Origin of the sequence: Pseudomonas sp. AE27 (assembly GCF_037113495.1) — a bacterium.
Taxonomy (GTDB): domain Bacteria; phylum Pseudomonadota; class Gammaproteobacteria; order Pseudomonadales; family Pseudomonadaceae; genus Aquipseudomonas; species Aquipseudomonas palmensis.
The window spans coordinates 4,237,959-4,254,723 of the sequence record NZ_CP146966.1; the positions used below are offsets into that span (position 1 = coordinate 4,237,959).

The following is a 16,765-nucleotide window of genomic DNA, read 5'->3' on the forward strand; positions in this document are numbered from 1 at the left end:
GTTGTAGTCTGCCACCAGGGTGGTCAGACAAGGAGTGAATGACACTGTTTGTCTTGCCTTGTGCGGTGGGCGCATGCGCGCCTGCCAGCGGGGCAAGGGGCGCAATTGTAGAGAAGCGCCGGGGCGCACGCAAGGCAATTGGTGATTATTTGAACAGCTTTGAAAGCATCGCGGGCCAGGCCCGCCCCCACACAGGCCACCGAAAGCCCTGTGGGGGCGGGCTTGACCCGCGAAAGTGGCAACGCCTTATCAGGCCTTGCGCTTGGCCTGACGCTGACGCACCGCCTCGAACAGGCACACGCCCGTGGCCACCGACACGTTCAGGCTGCTGACGCTGCCGGCCATCGGCAGCTTCACCAGAAAATCGCAGTGCTCGCGGGTCAGGCGGCGCATGCCCTTGCCCTCGGCGCCCATGATCAGGATGGTCGGGCCGGTCAGGTCCTGCTGATACAGCTCCTGTTCGGCCTCCCCCGCCGTGCCCACCACCCACAGGCCGCGCTGCTGGAGCTTCTCCAGGGTACGCGCCAGGTTGGTCACGGCCACCAGCGGGATCACCTCGGCAGCGCCACACGCCACCTTGCGTACCGCCGGGGTCAGGGTCGCCGACTTGTCCTTGGGCACCACCACTGCCAGCGCACCGGCCGCATCGGCGGTGCGCAGGCAGGCGCCCAGGTTGTGCGGGTCGGTCACACCGTCCAGCACCAGAATCAGCGGCGCGCCTTCGGTGCGGTCCAGCAGCTCTTCGAGCATCGCCTCGCCCCACACCTGGCTCGGGCTGACCTCGGCGACCACGCCCTGGTGCACGCCCTCGACCCAGGCGTCCATCTCGCGGCGTTCAGCCTGGCCGACCGTCACTCGGTTCTGTGCGGCCAGCTCCAGCAGGGCCTGCACGCGCGGCTCGCTGCGGCTGTCGGCCAGCCAGATCTGCTTGACCCGCTTGGGGTGGTGGCGCAACAAGGCCTCCACCGCATGCACACCGTAGATCTTTTCCAGCTGACTCATGACTTGCCCTTGGGTTTACGTGAAGCGGAACCGGCTTTTGGCGGCCCCTTGCGGTGCTTGCTCGGTTTCTCCGAAGACGTCTTCGAGCCCTTGGCCGCAGGCTTGCCCACGGCGTTCTTGGCATCGGACAGCAACGCCTTCTTCATTTCCCGGCTCTTGCGCACTTCGGCGTTCTTGGCTGCGGCATCGGCCGGGAAATAGGCTTCGGAGGTTTCGTTCTTGCGGCTGCGACGCGGCGGCTCGGCCGGCGCCGCTTCGACCTTGGCGGCCTTGGCAGGCGCGCTGTAGGGCTTGGCGGCACCATTGGACTTGGCCGGGGCAGCGCCCGTCTTGCCCTTGGCGGCAGGCTCGGCACCACGCTGCTTGCGACCGATCGGCGCATTCAGGGTGTTTTCGGCCATCTCGAAATCGATCTTGCGCTGTTCGAGGTCCACGCGCATCACGCGCACTTCGACCGTGTCGCCCAGGCGGAAGCTGCGACCGGTGCGCTCGCCCGCCAGGCGGTGGTGTACCGGGTCGAAGTGGTAGTAGTCACCCGGCAAGGCACTGACGTGCACCATGCCTTCGACGTAGATGTCAGTCAGTTCGATGAACAGGCCGAAACCGGTCACCGCGGTGATCACACCCGGGAAGCTTTCGCCCACGCGGTCCTTCATGTACTCGCATTTGAGCCAGTTGGTCACGTCGCGGGTGGCTTCGTCGGCGCGTCGCTCGCTCATCGAGCACTGCTCGCCCAACTGCTCCAGGGCCGCCTCGTCGTACGGGTAGATGCGCGCCTTGGGAATGCTCATCGCGCCGGCCCGCTTGACGTGCGGGGTTTCCTGGCGCGAACGGATCACGCTGCGGATGGCACGGTGAGTCAGCAGGTCGGGGTAACGCCGGATCGGCGAGGTGAAGTGGGTGTACGCCTCGTAGTTCAGGCCGAAGTGGCCGTTGTTGTCGGCGCTGTACACCGCCTGGCTCAGCGAGCGCAGCATCACGGTCTGGATCAGGTGGAAGTCAGGGCGACCGGCGATCTGCGACAGCAGCGCCTGGTAGTCCTTGGGCGACGGACCATCCTTGCCCTTGTGCAGCGAAAGCCCCAGCTCGCCGAGGAAGGCGCGCAGTTTTTCCAGGCGCTCCGGCGGCGGACCGTCGTGCACGCGGTACAACGCAGGGATCTCGTGCTTCTTGAGGAACTCGGCCGTCGCCACGTTGGCCGCGAGCATGCATTCTTCGATCAACTTGTGCGCATCGTTGCGCACGGTCGGGCGAATTTCCGCGATCTTGCGCTCGGCACCGAAGATGATGCGGGTTTCCTGGGTTTCGAAGTCGATCGCGCCACGGGTGTGACGGGCCGCCAGCAACACCTTGTACAGCGCATACAGCTGCTTGAGGTCCGGCACCACGTGGCTGTACTGCTCACGCAGCGCCTTGCCTTCACGGGTACGGGCATGTTCGAGCATGCTGCTGACCTTGTTGTAGGTCAGGCGCGCGTGGGAGTGGATGACCGCTTCGTAGAACTGGTAGTCGACCATCTGGCCGGACTTGTTGATGGTCATTTCACAGACCATCGCCAGCCGGTCGACGTTCGGGTTCAGCGAGCACAGGCCGTTGGAAAGTTCCTCGGGCAGCATCGGGATCACCCGCTCGGGGAAGTACACCGAGTTGCCGCGCACCTGGGCTTCGTTGTCCAGGGCAGAGCCCAGGCGCACGTAGCTGGACACGTCGGCAATCGCCACGAACAGGCGCCAGCCACCGGAGAACAGGCGCAGCTTGCCCAGGCTTTCGCAGTACACGGCATCGTCGAAGTCCCGTGCGTCTTCGCCATCGATGGTGACGAACGGCAGGTGACGCAGGTCGATGCGGTGTTCCTTGTCCTTCTCTTCGACTTCAGGCTTGAGCTTGCGCGCTTCCTTGATGACCGCCTCGGGCCATACATGGGGAATGTCGTAGCTGCGCAGCGCCACGTCGATTTCCATGCCCGGCGCCATGTAGTTGCCGATCACTTCGACGATATCGCCCTGCGGCTGGAAGCGCTGGGTCGGCCAGTGGGTGATCTTCACCTCGACGAACTGGCCGACCTTGGCGCCGGCATTGCGGCCCGGGGTTACCAGCACTTCCTGCTGGACCTTGGGGTTGTCGGGGGTCACGAAGCCCACCCCGCCTTCCTCGAAGTAGCGCCCCACGATGCTTTCGTGGGCACGGGAGATCACTTCGACCACCACGCCTTCACGCCGGCCGCGCCGGTCAAGCCCGGACACGCGCGCCAGCGCTCGGTCGCCATCGAACACCAGGCGCATCTGCGCCGGGCTCAGGAACAGGTCGTCGCTGCCATCGTCGGGGACGAGAAAACCGAAACCGTCGCGGTGGCCCGAGATGCGACCCAGGATCAGGTCCAGCTTGTCTACCGGGGCATAGGTGCCGCGCCGGGTGTAGATCAGCTGGCCGTCGCGCTCCATGGCGCGCAGGCGGCGACGCAAGGCCTCGATCTGGTCCTCGGTCTGCAGGCCGAACTCTTCCACCAGTTGCTCGCGGGCGGCGGGAGAGCCGCGCTCGTCAAGGCGCTGGAGGATCAGCTCACGGCTAGGAATGGGGTTTTCGTATTTTTCCGCTTCACGAGCGGCCTCGGGATCGAGGGTCTGCCAATCGGCCATTAGTAGGGGTTCACCTTGTCTATATAGGGTTAGTTTGGCATAGCCGTATTGAAACCGGAAATCCGAGGCTTTGACAGCCCCGTCAGGGCCCTTGAGTGATGCCAAAACAGCCCAAGGAACAACGACTTGAAATTTTTGAGATTTTTTCTGAACGGGGCTTTACAGCCTTCGAGGGCATCCGTATAGTGCGCACCACAACGACGGACAGCGTCGTTATAGTTGAGAAGCGGCGCGATGTGAAGCATCATGAAGCCTCAACGATATGCCCAGATGGTGAAATTGGTAGACACGCCAGCTTCAGGTGCTGGTGACCTTACGGTCGTGGAAGTTCGAGTCTTCTTCTGGGCACCAATTTTCAAGTTTCAGATTAGCTTGCCTGTCTGGAATTTACGCAACACACGCTACACCGTTTCATGTTTCAATGCTTCAACTTTGCCCAGATGGTGAAATTGGTAGACACGCCAGCTTCAGGTGCTGGTGACCTTACGGTCGTGGAAGTTCGAGTCTTCTTCTGGGCACCATATTCTAGAGAAACCCGCGAAAGCGGGTTTTTTTATGCCTGCGATTCGAGCTCACCTCACTGCCGCACATTCGGACGCTGCGTTGCCACCCCGCCCTGCCCAACAAATCAAGTGAGTTAACCGATAGTCAGCTCATGAATTTTTCCTCACGGGCGTACTTGAGAAACTATATCGTTTATCATTGTTTCAAGATTTGTAGCCCGCAAGCGAGGAACCACCCGCATGACGATCCGCATCAACCCGATTTTGCGCGGCCTGGCCGTTTCCGTGTTCAGCCTGGTGCTCGTAGCACCCGCCGCCATGGCCGCCGACCCTGTGACGCTGACCCTGTACAACGGCCAGCACAAGGAAATCGGCGAAGCCATCGCCAAGGCCTACGAGGCCAAGACCGGCATTCACATCAATATCCGCAAGGGCAGCAGCAACCAGCTGGCCAGCCAGATCGAGGAAGAAGGCGCACGCTCCCCGGCCGACGTCATCTATACCGAAGAATCGCCGCCGCTGAACAACCTGGGCGAGAAGGGCCTGCTGGCCAAGATCGACGATTCGACCCTGCAAGTGCTGCCAAAGGAATACGTGGCCAGCAACGGCACCTGGATGGGCGTGACCGCTCGCACCCGCGTGGTGGCCTTCAACCCCAAGGTGATCGACGAAAAAGACCTGCCCCAATCGGTGATGGACTTCGCCGACCCCGAGTGGGACGGCAAGGTCGGCTTCGTGCCCACCAGCGGCGCGTTCCAGGAACAGGCCGTGGCCATCCTCAAGCTGCACGGGCGTGAAGCGGCCGAAGAATGGCTGACCGGCCTCAAAGCCTTCGGCAAGACCTACACCAACAACATGGTTGCCCTCAAGGCCGTGGAAAACGGCGAAGTGGCTGCCGTACTGGTGAACAACTACTACTGGTACGCCCTCAAGAAAGAGCGCGGCCAGCTGGACTCCAAACTCTACTACCTGGCCGACGGCGACGTCGGTGGCTTGGTGACCATCTCCAGCGCCGCGGCGGTCAAGGCCAGCAAGCACCCCAAGGAAGCCCAGGCCCTGCTCGCCTGGATGGCCAGCGAAGAAGGCCAGCGCGTGATCACCCAGACCACCGCCGAGTATCCGCTGCACAAGGGCATGGTCTCGGACCAGGGCCTGAAGCCGTTCGAAGACCTGCGCCCGCCGAAGATCACCCCGGCCGACCTGGGCAATGCCGAGGAAGCCCTGGAACTTGAGCGCGAGGTCGGCCTGCTCTGATGGAAGCCGTGCTGCCTGCGCCGTCTGTGGCGCGTTATGTTCCGCGCCGCAAGCGCCCCTCGATCTGGGTGGTGCTACCGGTGCTGCTGCTGGTGGGCCTGAGCCTGCTGCCGTTGCTGTACGTGGGCCTCAAGGCCTGGCAGGCCGGCTGGCGCGAGGCGTTGTACCTGCTGTGGCGGCCCTTCGTCTGGGGCCTGATGAAGAACACCCTGCTGCTGATGGCCGGGGTGACCGTGGCCTGCGCCGTGGTCGGCCTGGCCCTGGCCTGGCTGCTGGAGCGCAGCGACCTGCGCGGGCGGCGTTTGTGGGGCGTGATCCTGTGCCTGCCGTTTGCCGTGCCGGCGTTCGTCAGCGGCTTCACCTGGGTCTCGCTGAGCCCGCGCTTCGAGGGGCTGGGCGGGGCGATCCTGGTGATGGCGCTGTCCAAGTATCCACTTGTGTTCCTGCCGGTGGCCGCGACCCTGCGCAACCTCGACACCTCGCTTGAAGAATCGGCCCGCACCCTGGGCTACAACCGCTGGGGTGTGTTCCGCCGGGTCACCCTGCCGCTGCTGTGGCCATCGATCCTGGGCGGCAGCCTGCTGATTGCCTTGCACATGCTGGTGGAATTCGGCGCGCTGTCGATCCTGGGCCTGCAGACCTTCACCACCGCGATCTACCAGCAGTTCGAGCTGGAGTTCAGCAACGCCAATGCGGCGATGCTCTCGGCGGTGCTGCTGTTCATGTGCCTGTTGCTGCTGTGGTTCGAGCTGCGGGTACGCGGCAAGGCGCGGCACGTGCGCATCGGCCAGGGCGTGGCACGCCGCGCCAAGCCGATCCGCCTGGGTGGCTGGAGCATACTGGGGCAGTTGAGCTGCCTGCTGCTGGCAGTGCTGGGCAGCGGCATCCCGCTGGGCATGCTGGGCTACTGGCTGAGCGTGGGATCGTCGGCGGCCTTCCCGGTGGCCGACATCAGCCGGGCGCTATTCTCGTCGCTGTCGCTGGCACTGGGCGGCGCGGGGGTGAGCCTGCTGCTGGCGTTACCGGTGAGCTTTCTGGTGGTGCGCTACAAGGGCCGCCTGGCGATCTGGGCCGAGCGCCTGCCCTACTTGCTGCACGCGCTGCCGGGGCTGGTGATTGCGCTGACCCTGGTGTATTTCGCCCTGCACTATGTGCCGGCGCTGTACCAGACCACCGGCCTGCTGTTGCTGGCCTATGCGCTGCTGTTCTTGCCCCTGGCGCAGGCGCCGGTGCGTACCGCGCTGACCAAGGCCGCACCACAGCTGGAAGAGGCGGCGCGCACCCTGGGCGCGACGCCGTTCAAGGCGTTCTGCAAGGTGACCCTGCCGATCATCTTCCCGGCCCTGGCGGCAGCGTTTGCGCTGGTGTTCCTGGATGCGATGAAGGAGCTGACCGCCACCCTGCTGCTCAGCCCCACCGGCATGACCACGCTGGCGACCGAAGTGTGGGCGCATACCGCCAACGTCGAATTCGCGGCGGCGGCGCCCTATGCGGCGCTGTTGATTGTGGTGTCGGGGTTGCCGGTGTACCTGCTGACGACGCGGATGTACCTGAACCGCGCCTAGACCGCGACGCGTCCTTCGCCGGCAAGGCCGGCTCCTACAGACGACGCAAACCCTGTAGGAGCCGGCCTTGCCGGCGAACGTGGCTCACGCCCTGAACTGCCCCAGGCTGGCCTTCAACTGCGCCGCCAGGTCATCCAGCACCTTGCTGCTGGCCGTGGTCTGCATCACCACCTGCGCTGCACGCTCGGCCTGGGCATGAATCGTCTCGACCCGCCCACGCACCGCCTGCGCCCCCTGCGCCTGCTGCTCGGCCGCCCGGGTGGCCAGGCCGATCGCCGCATGCACCTGCTCCACCGACACCTGCACCGACTGCTGCAGGCGCGCGTTGTCCTTGAGCACGGTCAAGCCTTCGCTGGCCTGACGCCCGGCCTGGCTGATGGCTGCCACCGCCTCTCGCGCGCCCTGCTGCAAGGCACCGATGTGCGCCTGGATATCGCCGGTCGAGCTCTGGGTCTTGCTCGCCAGCGCCCGCACTTCGTCGGCCACCACGGCAAACCCGCGCCCGGTCTCGCCAGCCCGCGCCGCCTCGATGGCGGCATTGAGCGCCAGCAGGTTGGTCTGCTCGGCAATCCCGTGGATCACCTCCAGCACCACCTCGATCTGCTGGCTCTGCTCGGCCAGCCGCTCGATCACCTTGGAGCCCGCCCCCACCTGCCCGGCCAACGCTTCGATCAGCTTGGCCACCTGGGCCGAGGTACGGCTGTTCTCGTCGGTGGCCTGGCGAATGTCCACCACCTGCTGCAACGCTGCCTGCATGGCCTGGCTTTCGGCCTGGGCTTCATCGGCCATGCTCGACAGGGCACGCAGGCTCTCGGCCACCTCATCGCGCTGCGAAGCGGCCGCCGCATCGGCGCCCGCGTTGTTCTGCGCCATGGTGCCGATCTCGACCCCGGTGCGCTGCGCCACCTCGCCCGCTTCGCGCACGATGGGCTGCAGCTTGTCGACGAACTGGTTGACCGCTGCAGCCATGTCGCCGATCTCGTCTCGGCTGTCGATCGGCACGCGCTTGGTCAGGTCGCCGTCGCCGGCCGCCAGGTCGTTGAGCGCGGCAATCAGCAGGCGCAGCTTGCTCAGCACGCGCCGGCCGAGTACCACGGCCACCACCAGCAATACGCCGAAGCCCACCGCCACCAGCCCCAGGCCGATGTTCCAGCGCAGGGTCGCCGCTGCTTGCTGCACGGTCTGCGAGGTGTTGGCCTGCATCGCCGCAGCACTGGCCTGGGCCGCCTGCAGGCGGGCGCTCAGGGCCTTGTTGCTGTCGGCCGCAGCGCCCACCAGGCTGTCGCCGACCAACTGGTCGCCGCTGGCGATCAGCGCCGAGAAGCGCGCGTCCAGCGCCTTGAGCTCGTTGTCGACCGACGCCGTGGAGACGCCCATCACCACCTTGCCGATCTCGGTGCCGTTGGGGTTGATCGAGGCTTCGATCATGTACACCGCCGGGTCGTTGCGCGCCGCATCCAGCACCTTGTCGAGCGCCCGTTCGCCCTGGCCCTTTTCCATCAGGGCCTGGTTGATCGGGTTCTGCCGGTTCAGGTAGCGGGTCAGGTGCTGGCCCTGGGCATCGTCGTAGACCACGAAGAGCACGTTGGCATTGCGCTGGGCGCGCCGGGAAAACTCCGACAGTGCCGGTATGTCGTCATCCCAGATGGCCCGTGGCGCAACCGATGCCAGCAGTTCGGCCATGTGATTGGCCGACTCCTTGAGGCTTTTTTCGAGGGTGACGCGCAGTTGCGCCTGCTCCTCCTGAAGGCGTGCGGATAGCCCGGCGGACAAACGCTGGCGGGTACTGGCCGAAAGGCTGTCCAGGCCCGAGCTGAGCTCACGCCCGGCTTGTTCCAGTTCACCCGACAGTTTCTGGCTGTCTGCACCCAGGCGATTACCCAGATCGGCCTCCAGCGCAGTCACCGTGCTCCGCGTCAGCGCGACCGCAACCAGCACCTGCACCAAAAGAGCGATACCCAACGCAACAAAGACAGGCCGCAACAGGCGGCTTCGTAACAATGAGAGAACGGCCGACACACAAGAACCCTCCGTATCGCGGGGCCATTATAGTGATGGCACCTTATAGGACGATTCTTACAGCAAAGGCCGTGCCGGGCAGCAGGCATACCGGTCAAATTCATAGCCAGGGCTGACCTTTATGACCCTTTCACCAACTGGCCAAAAAAAACGCCGCTGACCCGAAGGGACAGCGGCGTTCTTTACTGCCTACAGCGAATCAGGCAAACGGATGGCGCAGCACGATGGTCTCGTTGCGGTCCGGGCCGGTGGAGACGATGTCGATCGGCGCACCGATCAGCTCTTCCACACGCTTGATGTAGGCACGGGCGTTGGCCGGCAGTTCTTCCAGGGTCTTGGCGCCCACGGTCGACTCGCTCCAGCCCGGCACTTCTTCGTACACAGGCTGCAGGCCCACGTAGCTGTCGGCGTCGGTAGGGGCAACGTCCTTGCCCTCTGCGTCCTTGTAGCCGACGCAGATGTTGATGGTTTCCAGGCCATCGAGCACGTCCAGCTTGGTCAGGCAGATGCCCGAGATACTGTTCACGTCGATGGCGCGACGCAGGATGACGGCGTCGAACCAGCCGCAACGACGGGCACGACCGGTGGTTGCGCCAAATTCGTGGCCCTGCTTGGCCAGGTGCGCACCAACGTCGTCAAACAGCTCGGTCGGGAACGGGCCCGAACCCACGCGGGTGGTGTAGGCCTTGGTGATGCCCAGGATGTAGTCCAGGAACATCGGACCAACGCCCGAACCGGTCGCAACGCCACCGGCGGTGGTGTTGGAGCTGGTCACGTAGGGGTAGGTACCGTGGTCGATGTCCAGCAGCGAACCCTGGGCACCTTCGAACATGATGTCCTTGCCGGCGCGACGCAGGTCGTGCAGCTCGGCAGTCACGTCCAGCATCAGCGGCTTGAGCAGTTCGGCGTATTCCTTGCACTCGGCCAGGGTCTTTTCGAACTCGATGGCCGGCTCTTTGTAGTAACCCACCAGCATGAAGTTGTGGTAGTCCACCAGCTCGCGCAGCTTGTCTTCGAAGCGTGGCATGTTGAGCAGGTCGCCCACACGCAGGCCACGACGCGCAACCTTGTCTTCGTAGGCCGGGCCGATGCCGCGACCGGTGGTGCCGATCTTCAGCTCGCCACGGGCCTTTTCGCGGGCCTGGTCCAGGGCCACGTGGAAGGACAGGATCAGCGGGCAGGACGGGCTGATGCGCAGGCGCTCGCGCACCGGTACGCCCTTCTCTTCCAGCTTGGTGATCTCGCGCAGCAGGGCGTCGGGAGCAACCACCACACCGTTGCCGATCAGGCACTGCACGCCTTCGCGCAGCACGCCCGAGGGGATCAGGTGCAGCACGGTCTTCTCACCGTCGATCACCAGGGTGTGGCCGGCGTTGTGGCCACCCTGGTAGCGCACTACGGCGGCAGCATGTTCGGTCAGCAGATCGACGATCTTGCCTTTGCCCTCATCACCCCACTGGGTGCCCAGGACTACGACATTCTTACCCATAACACTTGTCCTCATTCGCGCAAACTTGGCGCCGGCTCGTGCCGGCGTGGAATCTCAAATGGCCAGCGGCAGAACCTGCCAAAGCCCGTTTTGCTGAATCAATTGCCGATCGCAATCCGCCTCGACGGCGGCGGTCAGCGGCTGCCCAGGCAAGGCCTGAACCACCCGCTGGCCCTCACTGCGCAATTGGCAGACCAACTGCCAAAGTGCTGCATCGCTGCTGTCGGGCATCCAGATCCCGCCAGACGGCAACACCACCTCGGCTCGCCCCAGTGTGACCAGGGTCTTCAAATCCGTGGAGAAACCGGTAGCCGGGCGTGCCCGGCCAAAGTCCGCTCCGATGTCGTCATAGCGACCGCCCTGGGCGATCGACTGGCCGACGCCTGGCACGAAGGCGGCAAACACCACACCGGTGTGGTAGTGGTAGCCGCGCAACTCGCCCAGGTCGAAATACAGCGGCAGCTCGGGGTAACGCGTGGCGAGGCGCTCGGCGATCGCCATCAGGTCATCCAGCGCCGCCAGCACTGCGGCCGGGGCACGGCCCAGGCGCACACGTGCCTGCTCGAGCACTTCGCGCCCACCGCACAGCTCGGTCAGCGAACGCAGCATGCCGGCCAGGTCAGCCGGCAGCGTGGCGGTCAGCTCGATCACTTCGTCGATGGCCTTGCGCTGCAGGGCGTCGAACAACTGCTGCTCGACCGCGCCCGACAGGCCGGCCGCACGGGCCAGGCCGCGGTAGATACCGACATGCCCGAGGTCCATGTGCACATCCGGCACGTCGGCCAGTTGCAGCATGGCCAGCATCAGGCTGATGACCTCGACGTCGCTGACCGGGCTGGCATCGCCATACAGCTCGGCGCCCAGCTGAATCGGGCTGCGCGAGGTCGACAGCGCACGTGGCAAGGCGTGCAGCACGCTGCCGGCATAGCACAGGCGGCTCGGCCCTTCACGGCGCAGGGTGTGCGCGTCGATGCGCGCCACCTGTGGCGTGATGTCGGCCCGAAAGCCCATCTGCCGCCCGGATTGCGGGTCGATGACCTTGAAGGTGCGCAGATCCAGGTCCTGGCCGGCACCGGTGAGCAGCGATTCCAGGTACTCGATATGCGGGGTCACGACAAACTCGTAACCCCAGCTCTGGAACAGGTCCAACACCTGACGACGCGCGATCTCGATGCGCGCCGCCTCAGGTGGCAGTACTTCTTCGATGCCATCTGGCAGCAGCCAGCGGTCTACCGTTGCCATTACGCCATTTCCCCTATGGTCCGGGCGGCCTGCCCGCGGGCGAGCCTTGAGTGAAGCAGCTATCGGCACACAATGACGGGCAGCGCTGATTCCAGCGAAACCGCAGTGCCGATACCCTCGTAAAACCTGAAGTGCGCCACAAGCCCGGGCCCGATAAAGGCCAATCGATCTTGCAGACGCAAAAAAGCCGGGAATTTCCCGGCTGCCGCATCATACACCCGTTTTCTCGCGGGAGGCACCCCGCCCGACGTTTTAGCCGCCGGGCGGGGTGTGCATGCTTACGGTTTGGTCTTGCCCATGAAGCGGAAGAACTCGCTGCTCGGGTCCAGCACCAGCACGTCGCTCTTGTCGGCGAAGCTCTCGCGGTAGGCCTTCAGGCTGCGATAGAACGCGTAGAACTCCTGGTCCTGGCCATAGGCCTTGGCGTAGATGGCTGCTGCCTGGGCATCACCATCACCACGGGTTTCTTCCGACTCGCGATAGGCTTCGGCCAGCAACACGCGGCGTTGACGATCGGCGTCGGCACGGATGCCTTCGGCCAGCTCGTTACCCTTGGCGCGGTGCTCGCGAGCTTCACGCTCACGCTCGGTGCTCATGCGTTCGAACACGCTGCGGTTCACTTCCTTGGGCAGGTCGATGGCCTTGACGCGAACGTCGACCACTTCGATGCCCAGCTCCTTGCTGGCCATGCGGTTCAGCGAAGCGGTGATGTCAGCCATCAGCGCGTCACGTTCACCGGATACCACCTCATGCAGGGTGCGCTTGCCGAACTGGTCGCGCAGGCCGCTTTCCAGACGGCGCGACAGACGTTCGTCGGCGATCTGCTTGAGGCCCGAAGTCGCGGTGTAGAAACGCTCGGCGTCCTGCACGCGCCACTTGGCGTAGGCATCGACCATCACCGCTTTCTTCTCCAGGGTCAGGAACCGCTGGGTCGGTGCGTCAAGGGTCATCAGCCGCGCGTCGAACTTGCGCACCTGGTTGACGTAGGGAACCTTCACATGCAGGCCAGGCTGCACATCGGCCTGTACCACACGGCCGAATTGCAGCAGCACGGCGCGTTCGGTCTGGGCCACGATGTAGAAGCTGTTCCAGGCGACGATCGCCAGCACCACGGCGACGATCACGGCGATCAGGGATTTATTGCTCATCAGCGGCTCTCCCTGGAGCGCGTCTCGCGCTGTTGCTGTTGCAGGTCTGCGGCGGCACGGTTGGCGGCGTCATTGGCCGACGGCGTGACGCTGGTGACCGGGGTGCTGCCACTGCGGCGGCTGTCGATCATCTTGTCCAGCGGCAGGTAGAGCAGGTTGCTCTGACCGTCCTTGCCGGATACCAGGACCTTGCTGGTGTTGCTATACACTTCCTGCATGGTGTCCAGGTACAGACGCTGACGGGTCACCTCTGGAGCCTTGCGGTACTCGGCCACCAGCTTGGTGAAGCGGTCGGCCTCACCCTTGGCACGCGAGACCACTTCATCGCGGTAGCCGTTGGCATCCTCGATGATGCGCTGCGCCTGACCACGGGCTTCCGGCACCACGCCGTTGGCGTAGGACTCGGCCTGGTTGCGCGCACGCTGCTCGTCTTCACGGGCACGGATCACGTCGTCGAAGGCTTCCTGCACTTCACGCGGGGCTGCCGCGCTCTGCACGTTGACCTGGGTCACGGTGATGCCGGTGCGGTAGGTGTCGAGGAAGCGTTGCAGACGCTCCTTGATTTCCACGGCCATCTGCTCACGACCTTCGGTCAGCACCTTGTCCATCGAGGTGGAACCTACCACGTGGCGCAGGGCACTGTCGGTCGCGTGCTGCAGGCTGACTTCAGGCTGATCGACGTTCAGCACGAAATCCTGCAGGTTGGTGATCTTGTACTGCACGGTCAGCGGCACTTCGACGATGTTCTCGTCTTCGGTCAGCATCTGGCCCTGCTTGGTATAAGCACGCTCGCGGGTGACGTTCTCCATGTACTTGCGATCGATCGGCGGGAAGTAGATGTTCAGGCCCGGCCCTACGGTTTCGTAGTATTTGCCGAAGCGCAGCACCACGGCCTGCTCCTGTTCGTCCACCACGTACACGGCGCTGTACAGCCATATGGCCGCCAGTACGGCCAGGCCGATACCCAGCAGACCGAAACCGGCACCCTTGCCGGAGCCGCTGTCGCCGCCCCGTTTCTTGCCACTGCCGAACATGCCGTTCAGGCTATCCTGCAGCTTGCGGAAGGCCTCGTCGAGATCCGGTGGTCCCTTCTTGTCGCCGCCACCACGGCGCCCACCCCAAGGATCCTGATTGTTCGAGTTGCCACCCGGCTCATTCCAAGCCATAGCGCTCTCCATCTGATAAAGCAAAGACGCGCCCACGGCGCGCCGTCCAATGCTACAGAATGCCTGTCACGGCTGCCCGACCGCGAGGTCGGGCTTGTATTGCAAAGTGTGTTGCTCGATGAACTCCAGCGGTTTCATCCCCTCGCGGCTTACCAGGCGATTGAACTCGACCCGGGACAAGCGTACCGCCAGCAGGGTGTTGCCGTCTTCGTCATGGTCTTCGCTCTGCACCGCCCCCAGGTCGAAGAACAGCGCGCGCAACCGCGCGAAACGCTGTTCCAGGCGCAGGGTACCGATGAACAGGTCATCCCCCAGCAGTTCTGCAATCGCCTGCCCCACCAGCTCCAGGCCACGACCGTCACGGGCCGATACCCATACCCGCTGCGGCTTGCCGTCGGCATCGCGCTGGATCTGCGGCTCGACCCCTTCGAGCAGGTCGAGTTTGTTATACACCTCGAGGATCGGCAAGCCTTCGGCACCGATCTCGCCGAGCACCGCCATGACCTGCTCGATCTGCTCCATGCGCTCCGGCTCATGGGCGTCGATCACGTGCAGCAGCAGGTCGGAGTTGCTCGACTCTTCGAGCGTAGCCCGAAATGCCTCGACCAGCTTGTGCGGCAGGTGACGGATGAAGCCCACGGTGTCGGCCAGCACCACCGGCCCGACGTCATCCAGTTCGAGCCGACGCAGGGTCGGGTCGAGGGTGGCGAACAGCTGGTCGGCCGCATACACCTCGGACTGGGTCAGCGCATTGAACAAAGTGGACTTGCCGGCGTTGGTGTACCCCACCAGCGACACCGAGGGGATATCCGCGCGCTTGCGCCCGCGCCGTGCCTGCTCGCGCTGGCTGCGCACCTTCTCCAGGCGGCCCTTGATCTGGCGCAGGCGTATGCGCAGCAGGCGCCGGTCGGTTTCGAGCTGGGTTTCACCCGGCCCGCGCAGACCAATACCGCCCTTCTGCCGCTCGAGGTGAGTCCAACCGCGCACCAGGCGCGTGCTCATGTGCTCGAGCTGGGCCAGTTCGACCTGCAGCTTGCCTTCGTGGGTACGTGCCCGCTGGGCGAAGATGTCGAGAATCAGACCCGTGCGGTCAAGCACGCGACACTCGAAGATACGTTCGAGGTTACGTTCCTGACTGGGCGTGAGGGTGTGATTGAAAATGACCAAATCGGCCTGTTCGGCTTTGACCAGGTCGCGAAATTCCTCGACCTTGCCGCTGCCAATCAGGAACTTGGCGGTAGGCTGGTGTCGCGCCACATTGGCGAACGCGACAATATCGGCACCGGCCGACAGGGCCAGCTCGCGGAACTCCTGCGGGTCTTCGCGCGCCTCAGGGCTCTGACCTTCCAAGTGAACGAGGATTGCCCGTTCACCACCACCGTGGCGCTCAAAGAACAAAGCAGACTCCTATCAGGCGTTACCTGGCTCAGCGTCGCCCTGTTCGGCGTCGGCTGCGCTTGGCAGACGAATCGGACGAACCGGCACCACTGTCGAGATCGCGTGCTTGTAGACCATCTGGCTGACGGTGTTCTTCAGCAGAATCACGAACTGGTCGAACGACTCGATCGTGCCCTGCAGCTTGATGCCGTTGACCAGATAGATCGAAACGCCGACCTTCTCTTTTCTCAAAGTATTCAAGTAAGGGTCTTGTAGCGAATGCCCTTTTGACATATGCCGCACTCCTGTAAGGATCAATAGTAAAAAATCAAAGAAATATGATGGCTCAGGCCGCCCCACCCCCAAGAGTAGACGGCAATTGCAGGGACTCAGCCCAATATGGAGACCGATCCCAGGTATTTCAAGGTGCGTGGCAGATTGTCGCAAGCCAGGCTGTCCAACCAGTGCAGATCGGCCCAACTGCGCAACCAGGTAAACTGCCGCTTCGCCAATTGGCGAGTGGCAATGATGCCGCGCTCCTGCATTTCAGCTGCACTCAACTTGCCATCAAGGTGATCCCAGACCTGGCGATAACCGACTGCCCGTATAGACGGCAGCCCTGCATGCAAGTCACTTCTGGCACGCAGTGATCGGACCTCGTCGACGAAGCCCTGTTCCAGCATTTGCCCAAATCGTAGCGCAATTCGCTCGTGCAGCACCTTTCGATCCTGCGGGGCGATTGCCAGGCTGGCGACAGTATAGGGCAATTGTTCCTGGCCCGAAGCGCCTGCGACGCTACTTTGCGCCGATTGACGCTCGCGATGTGACGTCATCGTCATGCCGCTGACCCGGTACACCTCCAGCGCCCGTACCAACCGCTGCGGATCGTTGGGGTGGATGCGCGCCGCCGATTCGGGGTCGACCTCCGCCAGCTGGGCGTGCAAGGCCTGCCAGCCCAGCTGTGCAGCCTCGGCTTCAAGCTCGGCACGCACCTGCGCATCGGCCGCAGGCATATCGGCCAGGCCTTCGAGCAGCGCCTTGAAATACAGCATGGTGCCGCCCACCAGCAGCGGGATATTGCCGCGCGCGGTGATCTCGGCCATGGCCTGCAGCGCATCGCGGCGAAAATCGGCTGCCGAATAGCTCTGGGCCGGGTCGAGGATGTCGATCAGCCGGTGCGGGTGCTCGGCCAGCAACGCCTTGGACGGCTTGGCGGTGCCGATGTCCATGCCGCGGTAGACCAGCGCCGAATCGACGCTGATCAGCTCGCACGGCAGCACCTTGGTCAGCTCGATGGCAAGGTCGGTCTTGCCGGCGGCGGTGGGGCCCATCAGGAAGATGGCCGGGGGATTGCGAACTGCCAT

The 16,765-nt window shown here is 64.1% G+C and carries 12 protein-coding genes and 2 tRNA genes; 4 read left to right on the top strand and 10 right to left on the bottom strand.

Annotated features, from left to right (window positions below):
- Positions 1-249: 249 nt before the first annotated feature.
- Positions 250-1,002 carry a 23S rRNA (guanosine(2251)-2'-O)-methyltransferase RlmB gene (gene rlmB / locus V9K84_RS19440; RefSeq protein ID WP_043863525.1) on the bottom strand — a complete coding sequence of 251 codons (753 nt, stop codon included), beginning with the start codon at positions 1,000-1,002 and terminating at the stop codon, positions 250-252.
- Positions 999-3,638, bottom strand: a complete 2,640-nt coding sequence (gene rnr / locus V9K84_RS19445) for a ribonuclease R (RefSeq protein WP_058541588.1) — start codon at positions 3,636-3,638, stop codon at positions 999-1,001. Before rnr ends, rlmB begins: the two co-directional genes overlap by 4 nt.
- A gap of 264 nt (positions 3,639-3,902) precedes the next feature.
- Here rnr and V9K84_RS19450 point away from each other — a divergent pair.
- The 4 genes from V9K84_RS19450 (at position 3,903) to V9K84_RS19465 (ending at position 6,960) form a co-directional block, all read left to right on the top strand.
- A tRNA-Leu gene (locus tag V9K84_RS19450) sits at positions 3,903-3,989 on the top strand.
- A gap of 83 nt (positions 3,990-4,072) precedes the next feature.
- Positions 4,073-4,159: transfer RNA gene (locus V9K84_RS19455), tRNA-Leu, on the top strand.
- 222 nt (positions 4,160-4,381) lie between these two features.
- Positions 4,382-5,395 (top strand): extracellular solute-binding protein, encoded by a 1,014-nt coding sequence (locus tag V9K84_RS19460; RefSeq protein ID WP_088514719.1) that lies wholly within the window; start codon positions 4,382-4,384, stop codon positions 5,393-5,395.
- The gene (locus tag V9K84_RS19465) at positions 5,395-6,960 is read left to right on the top strand and encodes an iron ABC transporter permease (RefSeq protein ID WP_088514718.1); all 1,566 of its coding nucleotides are present in this window, start codon (positions 5,395-5,397) and stop codon (positions 6,958-6,960) included. Before V9K84_RS19460 ends, V9K84_RS19465 begins: the two co-directional genes overlap by 1 nt.
- Positions 6,961-7,044: 84 nt before the next feature.
- Here the strand turns inward: V9K84_RS19465 and V9K84_RS19470 are convergent, their stop codons facing one another.
- The 8 genes from V9K84_RS19470 to miaA all read right to left on the bottom strand — a co-directional run bounded on the left by V9K84_RS19470 (position 7,045) and on the right by miaA (position 16,765).
- Positions 7,045-8,979 carry a methyl-accepting chemotaxis protein gene (locus V9K84_RS19470; protein WP_043863529.1) on the bottom strand — a complete coding sequence of 645 codons (1,935 nt, stop codon included), beginning with the start codon at positions 8,977-8,979 and terminating at the stop codon, positions 7,045-7,047.
- A gap of 199 nt (positions 8,980-9,178) precedes the next feature.
- On the bottom strand, positions 9,179-10,468 hold the full coding sequence (locus V9K84_RS19475; RefSeq protein WP_058541589.1) for an adenylosuccinate synthase: 1,290 nt from the start codon (positions 10,466-10,468) through the stop codon (positions 9,179-9,181).
- Positions 10,469-10,522: 54 nt separating this feature from the next.
- Positions 10,523-11,710 carry an ATP phosphoribosyltransferase regulatory subunit gene (locus tag V9K84_RS19480; RefSeq protein ID WP_043863531.1) on the bottom strand — a complete coding sequence of 396 codons (1,188 nt, stop codon included), beginning with the start codon at positions 11,708-11,710 and terminating at the stop codon, positions 10,523-10,525.
- Positions 11,711-11,988: 278 nt separating this feature from the next.
- Positions 11,989-12,858, bottom strand: a complete 870-nt coding sequence (hflC, locus tag V9K84_RS19485) for a protease modulator HflC (protein WP_043863532.1) — start codon at positions 12,856-12,858, stop codon at positions 11,989-11,991.
- The gene (gene hflK, locus V9K84_RS19490; RefSeq protein WP_043863533.1) at positions 12,858-14,024 is read right to left on the bottom strand and encodes an FtsH protease activity modulator HflK; all 1,167 of its coding nucleotides are present in this window, start codon (positions 14,022-14,024) and stop codon (positions 12,858-12,860) included. The genes hflC and hflK overlap by 1 nt, the downstream gene beginning before the upstream one ends.
- Before the next feature lie 66 nt (positions 14,025-14,090).
- A complete protein-coding gene (gene hflX, locus V9K84_RS19495; RefSeq protein ID WP_058541590.1) occupies positions 14,091-15,422 on the bottom strand; it encodes a ribosome rescue GTPase HflX in 1,332 nt (443 codons plus the stop codon).
- A 12-nt stretch (positions 15,423-15,434) separates the two neighbouring features.
- The gene (gene hfq, locus V9K84_RS19500) at positions 15,435-15,695 is read right to left on the bottom strand and encodes an RNA chaperone Hfq (RefSeq protein ID WP_043863535.1); all 261 of its coding nucleotides are present in this window, start codon (positions 15,693-15,695) and stop codon (positions 15,435-15,437) included.
- Positions 15,696-15,790: 95 nt separating this feature from the next.
- Entirely contained in the window at positions 15,791-16,765 is a 975-nt protein-coding gene (gene miaA / locus V9K84_RS19505; protein WP_088514717.1) for a tRNA (adenosine(37)-N6)-dimethylallyltransferase MiaA, read from the bottom strand.

What these genes read in the sequence shown, in the direction of transcription:
- rlmB (WP_043863525.1), bottom strand. Translation starts at nt 1,002, where the DNA reads ATGAGTCAGCTGGAAAAGATCTACGGTGTGCATGCGGTGGAGGCCTTG.
- rnr (WP_058541588.1), bottom strand. Translation starts at nt 3,638, where the DNA reads ATGGCCGATTGGCAGACCCTCGATCCCGAGGCCGCTCGTGAAGCGGAA.
- V9K84_RS19460 (WP_088514719.1), top strand. Translation starts at nt 4,382, where the DNA reads ATGACGATCCGCATCAACCCGATTTTGCGCGGCCTGGCCGTTTCCGTG.
- V9K84_RS19465 (WP_088514718.1), top strand. Translation starts at nt 5,395, where the DNA reads ATGGAAGCCGTGCTGCCTGCGCCGTCTGTGGCGCGTTATGTTCCGCGC.
- V9K84_RS19475 (WP_058541589.1), bottom strand. Translation starts at nt 10,468, where the DNA reads ATGGGTAAGAATGTCGTAGTCCTGGGCACCCAGTGGGGTGATGAGGGC.
- V9K84_RS19480 (WP_043863531.1), bottom strand. Translation starts at nt 11,710, where the DNA reads ATGGCAACGGTAGACCGCTGGCTGCTGCCAGATGGCATCGAAGAAGTA.
- hflC (WP_043863532.1), bottom strand. Translation starts at nt 12,858, where the DNA reads ATGAGCAATAAATCCCTGATCGCCGTGATCGTCGCCGTGGTGCTGGCG.
- hflK (WP_043863533.1), bottom strand. Translation starts at nt 14,024, where the DNA reads ATGGCTTGGAATGAGCCGGGTGGCAACTCGAACAATCAGGATCCTTGG.
- hfq (WP_043863535.1), bottom strand. Translation starts at nt 15,695, where the DNA reads ATGTCAAAAGGGCATTCGCTACAAGACCCTTACTTGAATACTTTGAGA.
- miaA (WP_088514717.1), bottom strand. Translation starts at nt 16,765, where the DNA reads ATGGCAGTTCGCAATCCCCCGGCCATCTTCCTGATGGGCCCCACCGCC.